Source organism: Paenibacillus hodogayensis (assembly GCF_039536325.1).
GTDB classification, from domain to species: Bacteria; Bacillota; Bacilli; order Paenibacillales; family NBRC-103111; genus Paenibacillus_AB; species Paenibacillus_AB hodogayensis.
This window is the reverse complement of record NZ_BAAAYO010000015.1, coordinates 51,373-74,593: the sequence shown is the minus strand read 5'-3', so window position 1 is coordinate 74,593 and position 23,221 is coordinate 51,373. Positions and strand designations below refer to the sequence as shown.

General features: G+C 47.1%; 23 protein-coding genes, 1 pseudogene and 1 riboswitch. Of the genes and pseudogenes, 19 read left to right on the top strand and 5 right to left on the bottom strand.

Features of this window, described 5'->3' with window-relative positions; translation table 11 throughout:
• Positions 1–47 precede the first annotated feature (47 nt).
• On the bottom strand, positions 48–311 hold the full coding sequence (locus ABD796_RS30360; RefSeq protein ID WP_344915537.1) for a helix-turn-helix domain-containing protein: 264 nt from the start codon (positions 309–311) through the stop codon (positions 48–50).
• Positions 312–473: 162 nt separating this feature from the next.
• Here ABD796_RS30360 and ABD796_RS30355 point away from each other — a divergent pair, with 162 nt between their 5' ends.
• The 6 genes from ABD796_RS30355 (at position 474) to tmk (ABD796_RS30330) (ending at position 7,802) form a co-directional block, all read left to right on the top strand.
• Positions 474–812 (top strand): hypothetical protein, encoded by a 339-nt coding sequence (locus ABD796_RS30355; protein ID WP_344915535.1) that lies wholly within the window; start codon positions 474–476, stop codon positions 810–812.
• 394 nt (positions 813–1,206) lie between these two features.
• A complete protein-coding gene (locus tag ABD796_RS30350) occupies positions 1,207–2,607 on the top strand; it encodes a tyrosine-type recombinase/integrase (protein ID WP_344915533.1) in 1,401 nt (466 codons plus the stop codon).
• A gap of 2 nt (positions 2,608–2,609) precedes the next feature.
• Positions 2,610–4,829 (top strand): hypothetical protein, encoded by a 2,220-nt coding sequence (locus ABD796_RS30345; protein ID WP_344915531.1) that lies wholly within the window; start codon positions 2,610–2,612, stop codon positions 4,827–4,829.
• Positions 4,822–6,645 carry a tyrosine-type recombinase/integrase gene (locus ABD796_RS30340; RefSeq protein ID WP_344915529.1) on the top strand — a complete coding sequence of 608 codons (1,824 nt, stop codon included), beginning with the start codon at positions 4,822–4,824 and terminating at the stop codon, positions 6,643–6,645. The genes ABD796_RS30345 and ABD796_RS30340 overlap by 8 nt, the downstream gene beginning before the upstream one ends.
• Entirely contained in the window at positions 6,624–7,160 is a 537-nt protein-coding gene (locus tag ABD796_RS30335) for a hypothetical protein (RefSeq protein ID WP_344915527.1), read from the top strand. The genes ABD796_RS30340 and ABD796_RS30335 overlap by 22 nt, the downstream gene beginning before the upstream one ends.
• A gap of 3 nt (positions 7,161–7,163) precedes the next feature.
• On the top strand, positions 7,164–7,802 hold the full coding sequence (tmk, locus tag ABD796_RS30330) for a dTMP kinase (protein WP_344915525.1): 639 nt from the start codon (positions 7,164–7,166) through the stop codon (positions 7,800–7,802).
• Positions 7,803–7,935: 133 nt separating this feature from the next.
• Here the strand turns inward: tmk (ABD796_RS30330) and ABD796_RS30325 are convergent.
• Positions 7,936–8,887: pseudogene (locus ABD796_RS30325) on the bottom strand (IS3 family transposase).
• A gap of 262 nt (positions 8,888–9,149) precedes the next feature.
• Between ABD796_RS30325 and tmk (ABD796_RS30315) the strand changes: the two are divergent.
• From tmk (ABD796_RS30315) to rsmI, 8 genes are all read left to right on the top strand, one after another.
• Positions 9,150–9,728 carry a dTMP kinase gene (gene tmk, locus ABD796_RS30315; RefSeq protein WP_379120452.1) on the top strand — a complete coding sequence of 193 codons (579 nt, stop codon included), beginning with the start codon at positions 9,150–9,152 and terminating at the stop codon, positions 9,726–9,728.
• Positions 9,729–9,894: 166 nt separating this feature from the next.
• On the top strand, positions 9,895–10,224 hold the full coding sequence (locus ABD796_RS30310; RefSeq protein ID WP_344915519.1) for a cyclic-di-AMP receptor: 330 nt from the start codon (positions 9,895–9,897) through the stop codon (positions 10,222–10,224).
• A gap of 34 nt (positions 10,225–10,258) precedes the next feature.
• A complete protein-coding gene (locus ABD796_RS30305) occupies positions 10,259–10,705 on the top strand; it encodes a YaaR family protein (protein WP_344915517.1) in 447 nt (148 codons plus the stop codon).
• A gap of 18 nt (positions 10,706–10,723) precedes the next feature.
• A complete protein-coding gene (gene holB, locus ABD796_RS30300; RefSeq protein ID WP_344915515.1) occupies positions 10,724–11,692 on the top strand; it encodes a DNA polymerase III subunit delta' in 969 nt (322 codons plus the stop codon).
• Positions 11,693–11,712: 20 nt separating this feature from the next.
• On the top strand, positions 11,713–12,516 hold the full coding sequence (locus ABD796_RS30295; protein ID WP_344915513.1) for a PSP1 domain-containing protein: 804 nt from the start codon (positions 11,713–11,715) through the stop codon (positions 12,514–12,516).
• 29 nt (positions 12,517–12,545) lie between these two features.
• Positions 12,546–12,896, top strand: coding sequence for a DNA replication initiation control protein YabA (gene yabA / locus ABD796_RS30290; RefSeq protein ID WP_344915511.1), 351 nt, complete (start codon positions 12,546–12,548; stop codon positions 12,894–12,896).
• Between the two features lie 116 nt (positions 12,897–13,012).
• Entirely contained in the window at positions 13,013–13,789 is a 777-nt protein-coding gene (locus ABD796_RS30285) for a tRNA1(Val) (adenine(37)-N6)-methyltransferase (RefSeq protein ID WP_344915509.1), read from the top strand.
• A 99-nt stretch (positions 13,790–13,888) separates the two neighbouring features.
• Positions 13,889–14,773, top strand: a complete 885-nt coding sequence (gene rsmI / locus ABD796_RS30280) for a 16S rRNA (cytidine(1402)-2'-O)-methyltransferase (RefSeq protein WP_344915507.1) — start codon at positions 13,889–13,891, stop codon at positions 14,771–14,773.
• Between the two features lie 128 nt (positions 14,774–14,901).
• Here the strand turns inward: rsmI and ABD796_RS30275 are convergent, their stop codons facing one another.
• Positions 14,902–15,165, bottom strand: coding sequence for an AbrB/MazE/SpoVT family DNA-binding domain-containing protein (locus ABD796_RS30275; protein WP_120751344.1), 264 nt, complete (start codon positions 15,163–15,165; stop codon positions 14,902–14,904).
• A 425-nt stretch (positions 15,166–15,590) separates the two neighbouring features.
• On the opposite strand from ABD796_RS30275, the gene ABD796_RS30270 reads away from it, so the two are divergent.
• Positions 15,591–16,880, top strand: a complete 1,290-nt coding sequence (locus ABD796_RS30270; RefSeq protein ID WP_344915503.1) for an HD domain-containing protein — start codon at positions 15,591–15,593, stop codon at positions 16,878–16,880.
• 37 nt (positions 16,881–16,917) lie between these two features.
• The gene (locus tag ABD796_RS30265) at positions 16,918–17,691 is read left to right on the top strand and encodes a TatD family hydrolase (protein ID WP_344915501.1); all 774 of its coding nucleotides are present in this window, start codon (positions 16,918–16,920) and stop codon (positions 17,689–17,691) included.
• A gap of 94 nt (positions 17,692–17,785) precedes the next feature.
• Here the strand turns inward: ABD796_RS30265 and ABD796_RS30260 are convergent, their stop codons facing one another.
• A complete protein-coding gene (locus ABD796_RS30260; protein ID WP_344915499.1) occupies positions 17,786–18,988 on the bottom strand; it encodes an ABC transporter permease in 1,203 nt (400 codons plus the stop codon).
• Positions 18,985–19,734, bottom strand: a complete 750-nt coding sequence (locus tag ABD796_RS30255; RefSeq protein WP_344915497.1) for an ABC transporter ATP-binding protein — start codon at positions 19,732–19,734, stop codon at positions 18,985–18,987. The genes ABD796_RS30260 and ABD796_RS30255 overlap by 4 nt, the downstream gene beginning before the upstream one ends.
• A 275-nt stretch (positions 19,735–20,009) precedes the next feature.
• A riboswitch (cyclic di-AMP (ydaO/yuaA leader) is annotated at positions 20,010–20,162 on the top strand.
• 351 nt (positions 20,163–20,513) lie between these two features.
• On the opposite strand from ABD796_RS30255, the gene ABD796_RS30250 reads away from it, so the two are divergent.
• From ABD796_RS30250 to rsmA, 3 genes are all read left to right on the top strand, one after another.
• Positions 20,514–21,572, top strand: coding sequence for a resuscitation-promoting factor (locus ABD796_RS30250; RefSeq protein WP_379120461.1), 1,059 nt, complete (start codon positions 20,514–20,516; stop codon positions 21,570–21,572).
• Between the two features lie 165 nt (positions 21,573–21,737).
• On the top strand, positions 21,738–22,307 hold the full coding sequence (gene rnmV / locus ABD796_RS30245; RefSeq protein WP_344915495.1) for a ribonuclease M5: 570 nt from the start codon (positions 21,738–21,740) through the stop codon (positions 22,305–22,307).
• On the top strand, positions 22,304–23,200 hold the full coding sequence (gene rsmA, locus ABD796_RS30240; protein WP_344915493.1) for a 16S rRNA (adenine(1518)-N(6)/adenine(1519)-N(6))-dimethyltransferase RsmA: 897 nt from the start codon (positions 22,304–22,306) through the stop codon (positions 23,198–23,200). Before rnmV ends, rsmA begins: the two co-directional genes overlap by 4 nt.
• The last annotated feature ends 21 nt before the right edge of the window (positions 23,201–23,221 follow it).

The following is a 23,221-nucleotide window of genomic DNA, read 5'->3' as shown; positions in this document are numbered from 1 at the left end:
AAAGAGTCATTAATGAATTATTTATGCCAGTTAACAAGGTGAAAGATTTATTTTTGAGTTAGCTTGTCTAATTCAAATTCTAAAATCTGCATAAGCATTGATGGTTTTATTCGAAGTGCCTTGGCGAGTGAAATGAGTGTAAGTAATGTAGGAGCTTTTTCGCCATTTTCTAATTCAGAAATAAAAGAACGATCAATGCGAGAGTAATCACTTAATTGTTCTTGGGTATATCCCTTTTCTTTCCGAATATTTTTTAAAGTAATTCCGAAAGCAATGAGTTCTAAATCTTTTTCTCGATTTTTTTTACTCACATCCCATACCCCTTAAAGCTTATTTAAATAATGGTAAGCTTTTTAAGGATGGGTTTTCTGTAGGCTATTGCCTACAAATTCCTTTTGTGGTAACATGATATCATTCTGGGGTTATAATAGGTCAGTAGATCTCGCTGAAATATAGTCGAAAGAGGGGCCATTGTGTCGAAAATCCATACAATTGTCTTAGAATCACAGGATGGCGAAAAGTTAAGTTTTAATTTTATGGAGTTTATTTCGAGAGATGTAAAAAAGGCAGTAACGCTGGTGGGGAAGAATGGAACATATATATACGAAGTAGTTCAAACTGAGAATGGAATGTTTGAACTTCAACACATAGAAACTCGACTGAACAATCAAGCTAAAGCAATTTATCGCGTTGTTGGTATATCATTCCAGGTTGGTGAAAGTAAGGAGGATTCTAACGAATACAAATTTATTATTGCAAATGATTATGAAAAACCAATAGATTTTCTGCCTTATCTGACCGGAATGAAGTAATCATCATTCTGGTTTATTTGTTTTTTAATGAAATTACAATTGCTCGGCTTGTCACAAGGCATTTGTTAATAATGTCCGTCCTGTTTATCGTCTCTCTCTTCAACTGGCCATTTTCACGGAAAACACTTACTCACATTGCGGCGTTGATCTGTTGATTTCTAGCCTTCTCATTATTGAGCAACGTATCTTAGAGAAACCGTCTTGCAAAATAAGACAAATTTTGATACATTAATTGCAACCCAATAGTTGAAAATTTGTTTTAAAGTCCTACAACCCAATTATTAGCAATATAGGAGGGAGTCTGGCGATATTTATGCCGGGCTTGCTTTTGTTTGCTGATAATTGGGTTTTTGTCATTTATTAATCAACTAACGAATCCAGGGCGGTGACCTAAGTGACATACATTATTGAAGAGGTACAGTCCTCGAATGGAATCAGTTTTATTAAGTGGTTCAAGAAGACAGATGGATCTTTGATTGAGCATATAAAAGTCAATATTCAAACTGTCAAAGTCCCCTGTGAGCTCACTGACAAAATAAGCTACATTTTGTACGACCCAAATAAAAAGCCTATTTCTTCTGCGTTTCAGTACTTAAATTATGAAATTAGTGAATTATCTCCTAATTCAATAGAGGTAGCAATGATTGCGTTAAAATTGCTCTATTCCTTTTTGTTACTGAATAACGTTGATATTCATAGCATCTCTATGGAGAATATCCGGCAATTGAAAAACTTTTTATATGGAGTTAATCACGAAGGATACGACTTGGTATTTAAGAACTTAACAAAAAGAAACTCGGATACCTTGAATATGTATTTTGGTGTGTATAGAAAGTATCTAAAATATCTCAGCATTAAAGAATCGGCTTTTTATTCGAAAACAATCAACAGTAACAGCAAAAGTAACTCCGGCTTTTTAGCTCACGCCAAAAGAGTCCAACAAGAAAAGTACAATATAAGTGAAAGGGCAACCCCTGAATCAACGGTGGTACCTATGTACATTAGTGTTGCTGATTTCAAAAAAATATTAAAGGTGATAAGAGGGCAATACTCTTTGCGAGAAGAGATTATTGTTAGGCTTATGTTTGAATGTGGAGCACGTATTGGTGAGGTATTAGGATTGACATTGGAAGATATTGAGGTCCATTCAAAGACAATAAATATTGAAGGTAATGATCAAGACAGTTTCGGAACAATAGTAATTCGTAATCGAGTATCAGACAAAGATTATCAATTAGCTAAAACATGCTTCACCCCGAAAAATAAAGAGGACTACTCACATAAGATATATTTGACCGAAAAGAAGGGATTTCAAAATATTTACCCCAGTATTGATTTGATTGAAAGAATTGAACAATACATTGAACAAACTCATGGAAGAATGTCAAAAACAAAAAGGGCTAACTACTTAAGCAGTGCACGGGCAGATAACGTAACGAACCTCGATTCTGTCGAGTCAGAAGATAATTATTATATTTTTCTTAATAAGAATGGAACCTCGCTTTCGATTGATGGCTGGAATAAGGTTCTTAGAGGAATATTTACTAAATGCGGATTGAAAATTGATCGTAATGTAAGGAGAAATAACCTTAGTCATCGGTTTAGACACGGTTATGCGATGTTCCTAATCAAATATCAGAATGCTTCGCATTTAGATGTTATGTATGCCTTACGCCAGACGAGCTTGCAGTCAGTTTTGTACTATTTCCGACCTACTATTGAGGACAAATATAAGGCTAACCAAGATTCAACAAATTATATGCACAGAATAATTCCGGAGTTGAAAGAGGGATGAAAATGAATTCGACATCTCTTAGCAGATCTGAATATATTAAGAGACTAGTTCATAAGCAAGTAGCTGATATACGATTAAAAGATCTACTAATTGAGTATTTACTTGAGGTTGAAAATGGTCACTTTCGTCCCCAGTCTTTTGTTTCCAGTTTCGCATCATTAACGATTGACCAACTATGCTGGAATCATATGTGCAGAGCAATTAATAAAGATCGTATTAATGCAAATTACTACCGAAAGTTATATAAAATCGTTTATTTAAACGAAATAATTAGAGATGAGTTCTCTGATTATTTGAGACAAAATACTTGGTTGTTTGATGAATGCAAAGGTACTTCCATGGAATATTTTTCGCCTGAATCAATTCCTTTCAATTTGTTTTATGTGGATGTAAAAAATTATAAAGTTTATTTTGACTTACAAACAAAGTCAATATTTCTAAGGACAATAATACATGAGTTCGTTCTTAGTTTTAATGAATCTGAGTTAAAGAAGACTGCCTTGAAGTTATTTATTAAACACTTTAATAATAGTTTAGGAAAAATAAGTGAAAGTCTACAGCTGTACTCAGATTTTAATAACTCAACGTTTGATAGACAATATACGTATTATTCTTCATTAAAACACGGTACTTCTATTGGAAGGGAAAGGCTTATCAATTACTTGTGTAGGTTTTATTTATTTTTATTGAACAAACATGCCTTATTTTCACCAGGTGATGTTCTATCGAGAGAATTTTTAGGGAGAGGTCAATTTCATCTTTCATATGATCGTGGTTATAGATCCGTTTATTTAAATCCTCATGACAAAATTCCATTCTTTGACCGATGGATATTAATATTTAATGGTGAAGAGGAATTTACTACCGCGTTACGGAAAAGCCAGACTTATGCAATTGATTTTTCGGAAATCAACAATCCGAATTTTCGATACATGGCAAAACACTTTATTTGGTTTGGCTCAAATAATATCAATACAAGAATAAAAATATATCAAGTGATACGGTGGTTTTTAAATTGGATTGACATTAACGGAAACCTGAAAAGTTTTAATAGCAAACAGTTTTATTTTTCAACCAGTGTAATAGCTTTATATCGGATGAATATTTATAGCGAATACAGCAATCAAGAAACGCGAAATACTATTACAGACGCAGTTAAAACTTTTCTTAAGCATATCCAAGAGTTTGATTTAAGCAAGGTAGAGAACGCTGCATTCGATTATTTGAGGCGTAAAAAAATCAAAGTTTCAGGCGGAAATCCTATTACTAAAGAGGATTTGGAGCTCTTGGTAACTGAGTACAAAAGGCAATCAAGAGAAGGGACGATCTTAGAAAAACTGAATTGGATTATTGTTAATATATGCTTAACTACAAATTTGAGGATTAGCGAAGTCCTAGATATGAGGACCTCCGCTTTAGAAGATGGTCCGAATACTGCTGAGAAAATATTAATGACTAAACGGAAAGGGTCCGGAAATCATACTGAAGACTATTACATCAATCTATATACCGTTAGATTGATTGAGAAAGCCTTTCAAGTTACAGAAGAAATAAGAGTAAATGCTCAACCGGATATTAGGGGGTTTTTATTTTTACATACTTCGAAAAAAAATGAAATCAAAGTGATCACCAGGGATTTAGTAGGCAGAAGGTTCATCAAAATGATACGATCTTTACCGTTTGCCGGTGGTCCGTATAAGTTGTATAACCTACGAGATACTTTCATGAATTTTATTTATGAGGAGGGAAAAAAAGAGGGGAAGAGTATTTTTGAGATTCATCTTGGAACCGGTCATAGAGATTTAAGAACTACATTGCAACATTATCGCCAGCCTAACTATAAGGACTATCTTGAAGCACTACATAAAGTTATTATTGGAGACGTCAATATTTTAGGACAAATTGTTGATTCTCCAAAATCAGCAATGGTTGAAATGGCTGACAACCTTAATGAAAGAAAGGTTAAAGATGAGTGCGGTTATTGTAGCTTTAATACCTGTATTAAAGAGAAAGACTCGGAGTGTCTTGTTTGTCAAAGCTTTATTACGACAGTTGATAGAATCCCCTATTTTGAGAGAAGTATAGAAAAATTAGATTTATCAATCTCCGAATGCAAAGAAGACGACGAAAAAGAAGAACTTCTTTCTTTAAAGAAAATTTACGTAGCATATCTATGTAAAATGTATGAATTTAAAGAGAGGTTGGAAAAAAAGCTTGGGTAAATCATCAAGTGTCCTAGTAAATGGCATCCATTGGGAAAAAGATAGGATTGCAAATATATTTGCATGGGAAGAGGAAGTAAATGGGATCTTCCAACTCCCAATTCCTGCAATTGGAAAAGAAATATATTTTTCTGAAGATGAGTGGGATTTCTCGGAGCTTGACCAACTTAATAGGCCGCAACATTTACTGAAATTTGACTTTACAAAATTGACAGTGGTTATAAAAAATGCTGCCAAGTTACTGATCTTTAAGTCGGTAGTACTTCACAAGTTGGAATTTTCAACGATTTATTCAAAAATGAATCATTTGAATTTTATCAGCAAATTTTTATCTGAAAGTCATATCTTTCGGCCTGAACTTATAACAAATGATGTAATAGATAAATTCAAAGCATGTTTAAATCAAAAATGGACCGAGGCCACAAGAATACAATACTATACTACATTTATTGATTTACTAAAGCAGCTTGAGAGGCTTAACAAAAGGCTTGAATATTCCGAACAATGTAATGCGTTAAAAAAAGCAGATATGAGTTTATACCTTGCTGAAAGAGAAGATGGCAAAACAGATGAAATCCCGAGGGTTTTCTTCAATCAACTGATAGTTCAAGCTATGCAAATTATTAATGATTCAAACAGTCCTGAAAATGAACAAATACAGGCTTGTATTATCATGCTGCTTTCGCAAACTGGCATGAGAGTGGGAGAGTTGGTGAAGCTAGAGTGCGATAAAAAAGAAACTATATCAATATTAGAAGGAACCAAACAGGTTTCTTATTTAGAATATAAAACATTTAAGACAATCCAAAGTGATGAATACAAATGGACAAAGACAATCCTAACAGATAAAGCTGAAAAGGCATATGATTTACTTGTTTATTTGAAGAAGAAGCGCAGAGATAATTCGAATTATTTACTTGAGGCTGGGACATATAGTGCTCCTGCTACCTGGGTTCGGAGAAACATTCTCCGATTCGTCGCAAGGTATAAAACAACAATTGATTGTATTAATCTCACAGAAACAAGGCTAAATAAATTGTTCGTTCAAGAAACAAAAAATAGAATGGACTACTATTTAAACAACTCATATTTAGAGGGACTTAATCCCACTGATACAATTCACTTTCCACTACCACATCAATTTAGAGTGACTTTAGCGACAATACTATACGAACAAGGGGTACATATTGACTGGATACGAGAACACATGAATCATCTGAGTCATGAAATGACGTTACATTACATTAGGGAACATGAGAAGCGAAAAAACAAAGAAAAACTCATCAAAAAAACAATTGAAGAACTTGTTGCAACTGATTCGGATTCGAAGTCCATCCATAGAAAGATCGATCGTTTTATAAACGAAGGTAAATACCACATCTCAATTGATATCCAGTCACTTATTGATGAGGTACAGGGCGAGGTTCCTATAAGAGAAAAAGAACAAGGTTTTTGTATAAAAAGTAACTATGGACGAAAGTGTCCCAAAAATGAATATCTTGATATACCAGAAGTTCAGCATCACATAGTAAGCTTTGAATACATTGACATTACATATAACCGTTACTTATCAATAAGGAGTACGATCGAATATAACCAAAAAAATGGATACCTAGTCGAAAGTTCAAGGGAAGAAAAGAAATTATATCGACTAATTACTCATTATTTTATTCCTGAACTCAATGAATTGAATGAAGACATTAAATATACAGGTGAGGAAAGAACAAGGCAAGATTACCCTCATCTTGTCGAAATCATTAATAATCGAAATCAGATTTATGATGAGGTGGCGAAATGGATATCTCCGATGAAATAGTAATAAATATAAAATTAAAAGCTATTGGTGAAACTAATGGGGTTGAATCATTAAAGCCAAACGTTCAGAAATACATAAAAGGGATAGAGGAAATCGTAAGGGGGCTTGATTTATGCCGAAGTGAAAGCCTAAAAACCTATAAAAACTCGGCGATTAATAAATCCTATATTGTTGAAAGATTAGGTATCGCGAGACAGACCATATATAATAACAATATACTTGAGAGGTACATTGAATATTCTAGAGAACAGCAGTTAAAGAGTGATCTATTTCGCAGAGAAGCAATGCTGATCGATAGAATTGTCGAATTAGAACATCAAATTTACCTTATGCAACAAAGAGATGCTTCAATAGAACATCTGAGTTATCAACTTCAAAAACAAAATGAGCAGCTGGGAGAGCAAATAACGACTAACCAAAAGCTGGAGGAAGAAAATCACCGCCTAAGCAATGAGCTTTTGAGTTATAATAAACGAAATAAGTTTGTTTCAATAAAAAATGATCGGGGACCGTAATAAATGAAAAGAGGTTATTTTTTTTCCGCAGAGGGGAATGAAGGTGCGGGAAAGTCAACTATTGTAATGATGGCATCCCAATATCTTATTTCAAAAGGGCTTGAAGTGATTACCACACGTGAACCAGGAGGGATCACAATTGCTGAGCAGATTAGGTCAGTTATTCTGGATAAGAATAACACCATGATGGACGGCCGAACTGAAGCTCTTTTATACGCAGCCGCAAGAAGACAGCATCTCAAAGAGAAGATATCCCCCACACTTAGTGAAGGGAAAACGATAATTTGTGATCGCTTTATTGATAGTAGTCTTGCTTATCAAGGGTATGCAAGAGGGCTGGGAGTAGATGAAGTTCTGTCGATTAACCAGTTCGCCACTGATAATCTGTTTCCCGATTTGACTTTATACTTGGATGTTGATCCAGAGTTGGGACTAAAACGTATACAGGAACATGAAAATAGAGAAATAAATCGCTTAGATCTCGAATCGCTTGCCTTTCATAAGAAAGTAAGAGAAGGTTATTTAGAGGTTATCAATAGATTTCCAGATCGAATTATAAAAATAAATGCAAATGAGACACTTAACGTTGTGTTTGAAGAGGTGAAGCAAGTATTGGATCAATTTTTAGCAAAGAATGAATAAGTACTAGCTAAAGGGGTGATACTTTGGGTTCACCCTTTTATTATATCTAGAAGTATGTCTAGTGTAATGCCCCCTATTGTCAAGACGAATTTCTAAGGAATAAGTTAATCCTCCTTATCTTGTAGACTGCAGTCTACGATGCGATTTTGTCAGTGGAATGGGCATAGAATTGATCAGGCTTGGCTCCTCTTAGAGATGCATGAGGCCGTTCTGTATTGTAAAATTGGACATAGTGAGCTATCCCTTTACGCAGCGCGCGAGGGTCTTCAAATTCATTGAGATAGATGCATTCGTACTTAAGCGACCTGAAATAACGCTCTGTGCGGCTGTTATCCGTTGCCCGGCCTTTGCCCTCCATCGAAACCTTCACTCCTGCTTTCTCTAGCAGTTCATAGGTGATGTCAATCCCCCAGACCTGATTTGGACGGTCGATTGGTAAGCCGCGAAGCAGATAAGGGCGGGTATATGTGGCATGCAGGCGCTTGCTCAGGTTCGGCTTGGGGTAGATCGCTTCCAAGCCCATACGTCGCATGAGACGCCGCACACGCTTACGATTAATCTCAAAACCCTGCTCTTGAAGAAACCAGGTCATGCGCCGATAGCCGAAGTAAGGCTGCTTCGTATAGATTTCGTCGATCCGATGCATCATCTTTACATTGGCTTCGTTCTCCGTTCGCTCCTTCTCGGGACGGTATACGCTCGTTCGGTTAATACTAAGAAGATCCGCCTGGCGTTTGATGGTGATCTCAACATTGTCACGCTCAATCATTGCCTTACGTGCTTCACACGGTTCATTTGAGGCCAGATTTTTTTTTGAGCCAGTCGACCTCTACCGTGAGTTGGCCAACCAGCTTCTCCAGATGCTCTTGCTTGCTTTCGTACTCCTTTCTTGCTTTTTCCACTTCACTGGTCTTCTTCTCAAACACCGTGGTGGCACGTTCTAGAAACTCCGACTTCCATCGGCTAATCATTACAGGGCTGAGCTCGTATTTAGCGGCAATCTCGTTTACGGTCTGCTCCTCACGGAGCACCTCCAGCACGACTTTTGTTTTAAACTCTGCGGTATATCGGTTCCGTTTTTCCATGGTTTCATTATAACTTATTTTTTTCCCTCCCGTGTCTCAGACTATGGGAGCATTATATAGAAATATGTCTAAGTTTTTATCCATTTTTTGTAATATCCTAAACATTAATTCAGTTTCATAGACTATCGAGCTGTCTAATAATATAATGGAACCATATTAAGTAAAAATCCCTGTGTGATAAGGGATTCAGCCGTTTAGACATTTTTGCAAGTCTTTATAAGAAGGCGGAGAGGGAGCCGGCAAAACGTCTGCGATCCGCTCGATGGTGCCGGTTTTGCAAGCATACGGATTTGAAGTGGTCATTACTCGCGAGCCGGGGGGCATAGCGATCGCGGAGCAGATCCGCGAGCTGATTCTGGATACGCGCAACGTCGAGATGGACGGGCGAACGGAAGCGCTGTTGTACGCGGCGGCACGCCGCCAGCATCTCGTTCAGAAGGTAATGCCGGCGCTGGAGGCCGGGAAAGCCGTGCTGTGCGACCGGTTTATCGACAGCAGTCTCGCTTATCAAGGCATTGCGCGCGGGCTCGGCTTGGAGGAAGTGCTGGAGATTAACCGGTTCGCTATTAACGGGACGATGCCGGAGCTTACGTTTTTCCTCGATATTCCTCCGCAGGTCGGGCTGGAACGAATCCGGGCCAACGAGGCGCGCGAAGTGAACCGGCTCGATCTGGAGGCGCTCGCTTTTCATGAGAAGGTGCGCGGCGGATATTTGCAGCTGCTGAACCTGTATCCGGATCGGATCGTGCGGATCGATGCGGAGCGGCCCGAAGGTGAAGTCGCGGAGGCGCTGTGCGGCGTGCTGGCCGACCGGTTGAGCGGTAAAAAAATCCGGCTTTAAGCGAGGGAGGGCGGCAGGCGCAAGATCCCGCCTCTGGAACACGGACGGGCAAAATAGTGTATAATAAAGAGTAGACATAATGACCTTGCAAACGTTTTCCAGTAAGTGTGATATACTGTTTTTACTGCCAGTTGCAGATTGATTTCAATCCGGGGAGGTTATGCTTATGAAACTTGTTATTGCGGTAGTTCAGGATAAAGATAGCAGCCGGTTGTCCAATGCGCTGGTCAAAGAAGGATTTCGCGCCACCAAGCTCGCGAGCACCGGCGGATTTTTGAAAGCCGGCAATACGACGTTTATGATCGGGATCGAAGACGAGCGCATCCATGAAGTGTTTCAGGTCATCAAGGCGAACTGCAAAGTGCGTGAGCAGCTGGTAACTCCCGTATCGCCGATGGGCGGCACGACGGATTCTTATATTCCGTTCCCGGTCGAGGTGCAGGTGGGCGGCGCAGCGGTGTTCGTGCTTCCGGTTGAGCGGTTCGAGCACTTTTAACGAACGATTTTAAACAAAGGAAGGTTAGAGTGTCGTGAAAATAAATCCCGGCTTGCGCTCATTCGGCAAACAGCTTCCTATTACCGATAATCCGGCTGCGGCTACGGCGGCTCCCAAAAGCTTCTCCGATATGATGAGTCAGCAGAAAGGAAAAGCGGACGCCGAGCAGTTGAACCGCATGCTGCAGCAAGTTCAGCTGCAGGGAGAGCGGCTGAGCAAATCGATGACCGTCCGCGAGCTGCGCGCTTACAAGATGCTGGTGAAGCAGTTTTTGGAGAATACGGTACGCAAAGGAGTCGGGATTAAAGATACGACCGGATGGGACCGCCGGGGCCGGGGCAAGCGATATAAACTGCTGGATGAAATTGATCGGCACCTGATTGAATTGGCGGACGGCCTGCTCGAGACGGAAGAAGGCAAAATCGAGCTGCTTGGCAAGGTCGGCGAAATTCGCGGGCTGCTGATCAATTTGCTTTATTAGCCATTGGAGAGAACCGATATGAACTTTGAAATGATACCGGGACAGGAACGCGCTAAGCGGTTGTTGCAAAACGGCTTGCGCATGGACAAGCTGTCCCATGCTTATATATTCGCCGGTCCGTCCGGAAGCGGACGCAAAGAGACGGCTCGTGCCTTCGTCGCGGCGCTGTTCTGCAGCCGCAACGCGGACAACGCTTGCGGGGAATGCCTGGAGTGCCGCAAGCTCGCCCACGGCAACCATCCCGATTTGTACTGGATCGAGCCGGACGGCGCGAGCATTAAGATCGACCAGATCCGCGAGCTGCAGCAGCAGTTTGCTTACCGCTCCTCGACCTCGGGCACGAAAGTATACGTATTGAACGAGGCCGACCGGATGACGACGCAGGCCGCGAACAGTCTGCTTAAATTTCTCGAAGAGCCGCAATCGCCGATTATCGGCATTCTGCTGACGCAGAACGGCCAGGCGCTTCTGCCGACGATCCAGTCTCGGGCCCAGTGGGTGCAGTTTTTCCCGCTTCCGCCGGAGCGCATTAGACAGAAGCTGCTTGCCGAAGGGCTTGCTCCCGAGCTTGTTCATGTCGCTGCCCAATTGGCTGCTGGCGTAGAGGCGGCCCGCGAGCTCATCCAAATAAATTGGTTTGCAGAAACGAGAAACGTGATGATACAATTAATGAAGGACTTGGCTGGCAAGCAGCCTTTTGTTGTCTCCGTTCAGCAGAAGGTGATGAAGTCCGAAGTTGCCGATCATTTGGACACGTTGTTCGATATGATTATGTTATGGTTCAAAGACTTGATTCATGTATCGTGCGGAAGAAAGTCAAGCATCGTCTATATAGATCAGTCCGACTGGCTGGTCAAGGCTGCCTTCACCCGGGATGCGGACGGTTGGATCGGCTGCATGGAGCAAGCCGTGGAAGCCCGCAAGCGTCTGCGTTCCAACGCGAATGCGCAGCTGGTGCTGGAACAGTTTCTGATCGGGGTCAAATGAGTTTCTCAGGAGGGGAGCAGATGTACGACGTTGTAGGAGTCCGGTTTAAGAAAGCGGGTAAAGTGTATTATTTCGATCCATCGGATCTTCCTATAGCACAAGAAGATGCGGTTATCGTGGAGACGGCCCGTGGAGTAGAGTACGGGAGAGTCGTCATCGGCAAACGGACCGTTGGCGAATCGGATGTGGTACTGCCGCTCAAACGAGTCATCCGCGTAGCTGACCATACCGACGCGAAGCTGGTGGAGGACAACAAGCAAGCGGCAAGGGGCGCCATGACGACATGTCATGATAAAATAAAAGAACATCAGCTCAAAATGAAGCTTGTGGACGTGGAGTACACGTTTGACCGCAATAAAATTATTTTTTATTTTACGGCGGAAGGACGGATCGATTTTCGCGAGCTGGTCAAAGACTTGGCCGGCATCTTCCGGACGCGGATCGAGCTTCGGCAGATCGGAGTGCGCGACGAAGCCAAGATGCTGGGCGGAATCGGACCTTGCGGCCGCATACTGTGCTGCTCGTCGTTTCTGGGCGATTTCGAACCGGTATCCATCAAGATGGCCAAAGACCAGAACCTGTCGCTCAATCCGACGAAAATTTCCGGGCTTTGCGGCCGGCTGATGTGCTGCTTGAAATACGAGCACGACCAGTACGAAAGCGGCAAGCAGGAAATGCCGAAGGTGGGCTGCGTCGTTATCACATCCATGGGCAACGGAAAAGTGGTAGGCTTGCATGTAGAGAACCGCACAGTCAAAGTGCAATTGTTCGATGGGGGCAAAATCGAGGTCATGCCTTGCGACGATGTGGTGGAACAAGATTAACCGATAGTTGGGACGCTCGAGGTGCAAACGTGGAAAAAAAGGACTTGTTTACGCAAATGCATCAGTTGGAAGAGCAAATGGGCGACATACATCAGGTTATCGGCTCATTGAAGCAAGAGGTTGTCCAGTTGCTTGAGGAAAACAAAAGACTGAGTATTGAAAACCAGCAGCTGCGCAAGCTGCTTAGACGGGACCACGAAGACGGAGAGCCGGTCAAAGATCTGCCGGAGAAAGCGGCCAAAGATATTCCGGCCGTCGGGGAAGGCTACGATAACTTGGCCAGGCTTTATCTGGAAGGGTTTCATATATGCAACGTGCATTACGGACATCTGCGGACGGAGAAGGATTGTCTGTTTTGCCTGTCGTTCCTCAACAAATAAAGCCGATCAGGCTGAAGGGTGCCGTAGAGAACGGGTTCGGAAGGCAAAGGAAGCTTTGCGCCGGACGCCAGGCTCTACGGTTTTTTTCGACTTGACGGCGGAAAGGAGTAGCTGATTTGGACAATCCCCAAGTGTCCCTGCAGGAGGGAGAACGCATAGACGACCTGCTTACCCATGATCTGCGCATCATTCAGAGCGAGGATGTATTCAGCTTCTCGCTCGACGCCGTGCTGCTTGGCCGTTTCTGCTCTGTAACGCCCAGCGCGAGAGCCGTCGACTTGTGCTCCGGCAACGGTGTCGTTGCACTGCTGCTGTCAACCCGCACCCGCGGAGAGATTGTCGCGGTGGAAATTCAGGAGCGGCTGGCCGATATGGCCGACCGCAGCGTTCGGCTGAACCGGTTGGAGGAACGCATTTCGGTTCTGCAAGCCGATCTCAATGTGGCTCACAAGGAGCTCGGGCACGGCCAGTTCGATCTGGTCACCGTCAACCCGCCTTACTTGCCAGTATCGTCAGGCGACCGCAAAACGAATCCGCATATCGCGGCGGCCCGGCATGAGCTGTACTGTACACTGGACCAGGTGCTGGCAGCCTGCAGCCGGCTCGTCCGCAGCAAGGGGAAGGTCGCCATGGTGCACCGCCCTTCGCGGCTTACGGAAATTATAGTCGGCATGCGCCAGCACCGTCTGGAGCCGAAGCGTATCCGGTTTGTTCACCCGCGCGCTGGAGAAGAAGCAAACATCGTTTTGATCGAAGCGGTTCGTGACGGAAAACCGGAGGTACGGCTGCAGCCGCCGCTGATCGTATACGAGGGCGACCGGTATTGCCAGGAACTGCTCGATGTGTATTACGGTCATGCCGATAAGCTTGTTCCCCAGGGAATGAAAGATTGAGCGTTTCGAGCGACGGAGCCGCCTGAACTGCCGGTGGCAGTAACGGCTTATAATGAAGAATGGCGACAGACTAGCAAGTTATCCATAGGGGGTGAGCGGATGGGTGTGCAGGTGCAGAAAAGCTACGAGCCGCAGCGAAACACGGGAACGCTGTATCTCGTCGCGACGCCGATCGGCAATTTGGAAGATATGACGTACCGCAGCGTGCGTATCCTGCGCGAGGTGGATTGCATAGCGGCGGAGGATACGCGGCAGACCCGCAAGCTGCTTACGCATTTTGATATTCAGGCGCGGCTCTTCAGCTATCATGAGCATAATAAGCATGCCAGCGGTCCGGAGCTTGTGCGGATACTCGGCGAAGGCAAGTCGTTGGCATTGGTGAGCGACGCCGGGATGCCGGCCATCTCCGATCCGGGCTACGAGCTCGTACGTCTCGCGGTGGATGCGGGTATCCCGGTCGTGCCGATTCCCGGAGCGAATGCGGCATTATGTGCGCTTATTGCGTCCGGCTTGCCGACGGAACGCTTCCTGTTCGCCGGCTTTCTGCCTCGAGAGCGCAAGAAGCAGAGGGAGGAGCTGGACAAGCTCGGCCGGACGCCGGCAACGCTCATTTTCTACGAATCGCCGCATCGGGTGATTAAGACGCTGGAGACAATACGGGACATGTGGCCGCAAGCTTCCGTCGCCGTGGTCCGGGAGCTGACGAAACGCTATGAGGAGATCGTACGCGGGACGGTAACGGAATGCGTGGAATGGCTGTCGGATAAAGAAACGATGGGCGAATATTGTCTGGTGGTCGATCGCGGCGGCGAAGCGGAGGAAGCGGGCGGTGCAGAGGGCGCTTGGTGGGCGGAACTGACTTTGGAAGAGCACGTGGAACGATACGAACGGGAGAGCGGCGACCGCAAGGATGCGATGAAACGAGCCGCAGCAGATCGGGGCGTCAGCAAGAGGGATATCTACAACGCTCTGCTTGAAAAATGACGAAAACAAAAAAAGATCCCCAAGCGCAACGCCATCACATCGCACTTGGGGATTACAGAGGAGATATATAAAGGTTAGAATTAACTTGTTCGTAGTTCTATTATAACCTATAATTCCGATTTTGTCTTTTAATTTGTCATAGAATTATAAATTTCTGCTAACTCGGCCAAACATTCTTTGCTGATCATCTTTCCTTTAAAGTAGACGAGGTTGTCGGCGTTGCCGGTGAAAATACAAGCAGGCTCGTATTTTTTGAGCATGATGCGCTCTCCGTCTACGTAAATTTCCAAAGCGTCTTTCTCCCCGATTCCCAGCGTACGGCGAAGCTCTATCGGAATCACGACACGCCCGAGTTCGTCAACTTTTCGGACAATACCTGTTGATTTCATCATATGTTCAAACTCCTCTCAAAATTTTCGTCATTATTCGACAATGTTTTCGTTAATAATCATACCAACCATTCCCATAATAGTCAACGCGAATTGAGACGTACAGATGTAGTTTCGCGCGCGCGAATTCATTTGACAGTGCCGGGAAGTGCTGATATTATCAGCTTTTTCTTATAAGGGGCGCTAGAGCTTTACACATAAAACCCCAGTGCGGATAACAAAAGGATAACAGAAAGACTCGTAATTTGGAAGACAAAAATTGAATAGTTTTCGACAATTTCTTGTACCATATGTCGAACGTCGACAGCATACGATTTCTGCCGCTGGCGAATGTCGCCATCTTCTGTTTGTGCGAGGCTTTTTCGCCGGTTTGGTATATACTTGTAAGTAAGAGACTGGTCAAACTATGAATGTTCGGGAGGTTGAGCATGCCCCGGCAGCTGACGGAAGAAAAAGTGTTTAAAGATCCGGTTCACAAATACATTTACGTGCAGGACGAGACGATCTGGAATTTGATTAATACCAAAGAATTTCAACGGCTGCGCCGAGTTCGTCAATTGGGCACCTCCTTCATGACGTTTCATGGCGCGGAGCATAGTCGATTCTCCCATTCCCTCGGCGTGTACGAGGTGACGAGACGAATTATTTCCCAATTCGAACGCAACGGCTATGCGGATTGGCCGAGCGAAGAGCGGCTGTTGTGCCTGTGCGCGGCGCTTCTGCACGATATCGGGCATGGGCCGTTTTCCCATTCGATCGAGAGCGTATTCGGCACCCATCACGAGGAATGGACTTGCAAACTCGTTCTAGGGGATACCGAGGTGAACCGCGTCCTAACCGAAGCCGACCCGGACTTGCCCAATAAAGTGGCCGACGTGATTTGCAAAACGTACGGCAAGGAAATCGTCGTCAGTCTGATCTCCAGCCAATTGGACGCCGATCGGATGGATTATTTGCTGCGGGACGCCTACTATACCGGGGTGCATTACGGCACGTTCGACATGGAGCGGATTTTACGCGTGATTCGTCCGTTTAAAGGGCATCTCGTCGTGAAGGAGAGCGGGATGCATGCCGTTGAAGACTATTTGATGTCGCGTTACCAGATGTATTGGCAAGTGTACTTTCATCCGGTTACCCGCAGCTCAGAGATTGTCCTCCGTAAAATATTCGAGAGGGCCAAACGTCTTTATGAGGATAAGTCGTATGAGTTCCGTTTTTTGATCGGGCCGATTACCGGCTTGCTGGAGCGCAGGATGACGATTGAAGATTACCTGACCCTAGACGAGTCATACGTACAAATGATCATTACGCAATGGATGCAGGAAACGGACTCGATCTTATCGGACCTGTGCGCCCGCTTTATGAACCGTCGGCTGTTCCGATATACGGCGTTGGATCTGCTGGACCCGGCGCTGGAGGAAGAGCTGCGGCAAGGGATGCGGACATGCGGAATCGACCCGGACTATTATCTGGAAATCGATTATTTGACCGATTTGCCTTATGATGTATACCGTGCCGGGAACGAGGAGGAAAGCCTGCCGATTTGGCTGCTGAACGGCAAAAACGAGCTGCTGGAAATATCCCGCAAATCGGACATTATCCGTTCGATCAGCAGCATTCACGGAGGCAAGCATCATATTTATTATCCCGCCGAGCTGCTCGCGAAGACAGACGGCTGTCTGTCGCCGGAACTGCGACGGTTGCTGGAGCAGGCTTGATGCGGCAAAGAAGAAGAAATGAACGCGGAGGGGCATTATGCTGACAGATACACATACACATTTGAATGCGAGCCAGTTTGACGACGACCGGGAGGAGGTTATCGAGCGCGCCCGCCAGCAAGGGGTGAGCCGGATTATTAATATCGGCTTTAACCGGGAGACGATCCCGACCTCGATCGAGCTCACCGAGCGGTTCGATTTTATTTATTCCGCCGTGGGCTGGCATCCGCAGGATGCGATCGATATGCGCGCCGACGATCTGGACTGGATCGAAGAGCTGTGCAAAAAGGAAAAAGTGGTGGCCATCGGCGAAATCGGTTTGGACTACTACTGGGACACCTCGCCCAAGGACGTGCAGCACCGCGTTTTCCGCGAGCAAATCCGTCTGGCGCGGCGTATCGGCATGCCGATCGCTATCCATAACCGGGAAGCGCATCAAGATATCGTGCAGCTGCTGCGCGAGGAGAAGGCGGAGGATGTCGGCGGCGTAATGCACTGCTACTCGGGAAGCTGGGAGACGGCCAAGCTATGCCTCGATATGAATTTCTACATCTCATTCGGCGGGCCGATCACGTTCAAAAACGCGCGCCAGCCGAAGGAAGTGCTGACTCAGGTGCCGCTCGACCGGTTGCTCATCGAGACGGATGCGCCTTATTTAACGCCTCACCCGCACCGCGGCAAACGCAATGAGACCGGGTATGTCCGTCTGGTCGCCGAAGCGGCCGCGGAGCTCAAAGGCGTCACGCTCGAGGAGATTGCGGCGATTACTTCGGATAACGCGACGCGGCTGTTCGGCATGCCGGCTCTTTAATAGAAATTTAATTGAAATTTAAAGTCCCCGTCCCGTTGGCCGGCGTCCTTTGTAGGCGCCAATCCGAGGGAGCGGGGACTTTTATTTGTACCGATCAGGCTGACCTTTTAGCGGCTCCGCGGCGAAAAGCAAAAGCAATTGCGATCCCGATTAGCGGCAGGGCCAGCAGCCAAGGAGTGAAGACGGCCGGCCGGCATAACGGAAGCGCGAGCACCAACGCAAGAGCCAACTGGACGGCGAAGGAAACGCGAACGGCGGATTTCTGCCGCAGTGCTGCAGGAAGCGGGTACAGCGCCGGCCAGACCGAATGGCGGTGAAACTGGTGAAGCGAGCCGAGCTGTACGCCTGTCACCACCTGGAACAATACGTAAACGGCGGCGAACAGCAGCGGACCTTCCACGGCGAGCAGGATGGCGAGCGCGACGAGCGACAGTCTCAAGACGATGCCGAACAGCTCGGAGCGGAGCAGGGTCAGCCAATACAAGTAGCGGAAAGCTTCGCTGCTGCGAAACGGGACGCGCGCGGCCAACCGGGACAAGGCACGTCTTGGTTTTACGCGGTTCGGCAGCTCGTCCACATCGATGAACATATGGAAAAAGAGCAGCAGATTCGTGCGGTGCCCGGCCTCGACGAGCCGCAAATAGGGCCAGTTTACTTTCAGCCTGCGCGAAGCGGCCGCCCAGCCGCCCATAATGGCGAACGATGCAGCGAAGCTGCCGATTCCGGCTATCCAGCCGTACCGGTAAAGCGCGTACACGATGCCGAAGCTGCCTATCCAGCGCGCGAAACGGAACAAGGTTCGGTAGCCCGAACGTACAAAGCTATTCTCCATCCAGCTTCCGAGCAGATTGGCGAATTTCAGAGCCAATGCTAATAGGGCGAGCCCGAGAAGGGGCAGCGCTCCGTCGCCTGCGCCGTGCCGGTAGAGAGGCATGGCGGCCGATAACGCAAACAATACCGCGAACGCTTGCATGGCAAAGCTGTACAGCAGCGCATTGCGGAAATAAACGCCCATCTTCGCCTCCATCGGGAGCAGGAATACAAGATCGGCCTCGCGCAGCAGCGTCCGGATTGGGCTTAAGGCGATAAACGGCGTCAGCCAGCACGTGATGACGAGCATATAGGGGAACGTCTCCGGTAGTTGGATCAGCGCCTTGCCGTACATATAGGAGGAAGCGATGAACACGATCATCATGAACATGAACAAACCGCTTCGCCCGGCGTAAATCGTATACCGGGCTACGATGCGCAGATGGGCGGAGAGACGCTCCTTCCAGATCGCCGCCGCCGGGTTCATGAAGCGCCGCCTTTCACCAGGGTGTAGAACAGCTCGTCCAGGGTCGATTCCGGACCGCTCCCGGGTACCTGGGAGCGCAAATTCGACAGCGCTCCCTGTGCGGCGATTCTTCCCCGGTGCAGCACGATAAACCGGTCGCAATACGTTTCCAGCGTGGACAAAATGTGCGAGCTGATCAGGAAGGAGGCGCCTTGGCGCTTGCGCTCGACCATTAATTCGAGTAGCGAGCGAATGCCTAGCGGGTCCAGTCCGAGAAAAGGCTCATCGATAATATAGAGAGGAGGTTCAGTGAGAAAGGCGTTCATAATCATTACCTTCTGCCGCATCCCTTTCGACAGCGTCTGCGGGAATGAATCCAGCTTGTTCGTCATGTCGAATTGTCCTGCCAGAACGGCGGATTTTTGCTCGAATTGCGCGGAATCGAGGCCGTATGCCATCGACGTCATCCGCAGATGCTCGCGGATGGTCAATTCCTCATACAATTCCGGCGATTCGGGCACGTAGGCAAATGAGCTGCGGTACGTTTCCGCGGATTGCCCGGCTTCTCGACCCAAGATGCGAACCGACCCTTCGTGAGGAGCAAGAAGACCCAAAATATGTTTAATGGTTGTACTTTTTCCAGCTCCATTCAGTCCGATTAGCCCGATCATCTCTCCGGGACCGACCGAAAAATCAATCTCGCGAATGATCGGACGATTCCAAATATATCCACCTGAAAGCCCCTTCACCTCGAGTATGGTTTCCATCTTTTCCCTCCAATTTTGGTTGCGTTTTTCACTCCATCATACCATTTTTGGCTGAAAAACAGCATCTCGGACAAGATGTTTTTACTAAAATGGCTATATATCTCAAGACATAGAGGTATATGACGAAGAAAAACAGGGATTTGTTGCAAGAAAAAACGGAATAAAAGCATTTTTTTCGGCTTTTCGCGAAAATAAGGACTTTTCATCCTCTTTACAGCTTTTTCATAAGGCTTTAATATTACGATCATAATGATTCGAAATTGAATACCGCCATCGACTTACTATCGCTGAATTTCCAAATGGGAATCGGGGGAACCAAGTTTACATGGGGTGAATTTCGAGGCAGCCGTCCGCCCGGCTTGTCTCGGATAGGGCGACTCTCTTGCCCGAACCCGTCAGCTAACCTCGTAAGCGTGAAGAGAGAGGCACGATTGTCGGGCAACGAAGCGCCATCCTTGACTGGGATGAGCATTCGGTTATATGCCGCGAGAAGAGTACCTCTTCCATGCGGCTTTTATTTTCGACATGTTCGAAAATAATCCTGTACGGACTAATTAGGCATAAGTCGTCATAAACATAGCCCCAACATGCAACAGCCGATGGCAAGCATCGAATCATCCAAAAATTGAAACCAGGCCGCGTCAATCCAGTCATGCGTAACACTCGACCGCGAGAACTGATGAAGGAGGACCGCATAAGTGGGCGCTATTCCAAACGGAAACACCCATGTAAAACGATCATCCAGCATGTCTTTCGCAATGCGATGGAAGCATGAAAACTTGCGTTTGATTTCACTAGGCGCTTTGTTTTCGATCGTGATGGCAGTTATGTTTGCACTGCTTTTGTATGGTACGTCAATCAAAAAGGTGGATCTGGTCGTCAATGGGGAGCAGAAGCAGATCAAGACGAGACAAGCGACATTGTCTGCCTTCCTCGACGAACAACACATATCCGTAAGCACGCACGACCGCGTATCGGCCGTGTTGGAGACGAAGCTCAGACATGGGGCAACGTATACCGTCACGCATGCCATTCCCGTCCAATTGACCGCTGACGGCAAGACGGAAACGCGCTACACCGTAGCCAAGACCGTTGCGGGGGCGTTGGAGGAACTGAGCGTAGACCTAGGGGAGCTCGATAAATTGACTCCCGCCAAGGAAGAAGCTTTGGCGGCCAATACACCCATTCAGATTGTACGGGTGCAGAAGCTGCTGGAAAACCAGACCGAGTCGATTCCGTTCGATACGGTCAAGACCAACGATCCAAACTTGCTCAAAGGCAAGGAACAGGTCGTAACGGAAGGCAAGGAAGGCATTCTTGCCAAGAAGATCGAGAAGGTGTACGAGGACGGCCAGCTCGTGGCCGAGAACGTCGTCGATACGAAGGTCGAGCAGGAGCAGATCGACCAGATCGTGGCGCTAGGCACGAAAAACCCGGTCGTCGTATTGTCCGCCGCTTCGCCGGATATCGAGGAAGTGACCAAGGGCGGCGTCAAGTTCGCGTATAAACAAATTATTAGTAACGTCACGTTGACGGCCTACTCCGTCGATGCCGCTTCGACAGGCAAAACGAGCGAGCATCCGCAATACGGCATGACGTTTTCGGGAACGAAAGTCAGCGAAGGGCGAACCATCGCTGTCGATCCTAAAGTCATCCCGATCGGCTGGTGGGTATATATCGAAGGAATCGGTTTCCGTCGGGCAGAAGATACTGGTAGCGCTATCAAAGGCAACATTATCGACGTTTATTTCGACAGCTCCGATTATGCCAAACGATTCGGCCTAAAGCGCGGTTATAAAGTATACGTAATCGGCAAGGAAAAGCCGTCCGTCAACTAGTCGTGTCATTTTGGCTTTAGGAAGGAAGGCTCTGTTCGTTATTACCCGGATTGCGGTTGCGTGTAACAGCGCAGTCCGGTATATTGTAAATAAAGTGATCGACGCAAAAGAAGAGGGGCGCCCTCTTCTTTTTGTTCGTCTTCAGGGAAAGGAACGAAACGTCACATGATCCGAGAAATTATCGTCGTCGAAGGACGGGACGATACGGTAGCCATCCGTCGTGCGGTAGAGGCGGAGACGATCGAAACGGGCGGCTCGGCCATCAATGAGCAGGTGCTGCAGCGTATCGCCATGGCGCAGGAGCGACGGGGCGTCATCGTGTTCACCGATCCCGACCATGCCGGCGAGCGTATCCGCAAAATAATCGCGGCTCGCGTGCCAGGCTGTAAGCATGCTTTCGTGTCCCGCGAGGAAGCGATGCGCAAAGCGGACATCGGGGTAGAAAACGCTTCGCCGGAGGCGATCGTCAAGGCGCTGGCCAACGTACGCACGGATGTCGGCGAGGACGCTCTCGGAGAGCCGGACATAACGATGGACGATCTGATGGCCGCAGGCTTGCTCGTGCATCCTCAGGCGGCTGCGCGCAGGCTCGAGATGGGCAAGCTGCTCGGCATCGGCTATTGCAACGGAAAGCAATTTTACAAGAGATGCCGGATGTTTCGCATCGGGCACGAAGAATTCGCCAAGGCGTATGAACAAATGACCGCCTTGCAGGAGGGAGGAGACAAGCAATGAACGAACATCCGACAGCCGACGTCGCAACGCCGAGGCGTACGCAGGATATCATCCGCAAGCACGGGTTTACGTTGAAAAAGAGCCTGGGCCAAAATTTTCTGACCGATCTGAACATTCTGAACAAAATTGCTTCGGCGGCCAAGCTGGACGACACGAAGGGCGTGCTGGAGATCGGTCCCGGTATCGGAGCGCTGACCCAACAGCTGGCCAAGGCGGCGGGCAAGGTCGTCGCGGTAGAGATCGACGGAAGGCTGCTGCCGATTCTCGAGGAGACGCTCCAGCCGTATCCGCATGCCACGGTCGTTCACGGAGACGTGCTGAAGTTGGATCTGGACGAGCTATGGGCCCGGCACTTTGCCGGCTGCTCCGGCGTCAGCGTGGTGGCCAATCTGCCCTACTACGTAACGACCCCGATCATGATGAAGCTGCTGGAACAGAAGCTCCCGCTCGAATATATCGTCGTCATGATCCAACGGGAAGTGGCCGAGCGGATGGCTGCCAAGCCGGGGGGCAAAGAATACGGCAGTCTGAGCATCGCGGTGCAATATTATGCCGAGCCGGACGTGGTCGCCATTGTGCCGCCTACCGTGTTCATCCCTCAGCCCAACGTGGATTCGGCCGTGATCCGTCTGAAGCTGCGGCAGACGCCTGCCGTTCATGTGGAGGACGAGGCTTTGTTCTTCGAGGTCGTGCATGCCTGCTTTGCCCAGCGGCGCAAGACGCTGTCCAACAATCTGCTTGCCGGCCTATTCGATAAAGCGTCCAAGCCCGCCATGGAAAGCATATTGGCCGAATGCGGCATCGATCCGGTTCGGCGCGGCGAAACGCTCGGAATCGACGAATACGCGCGACTAGCCAACGCCATATTGGCATACCGCAAACAGCTCCGATAATACGCACCAAACGCCTACCTC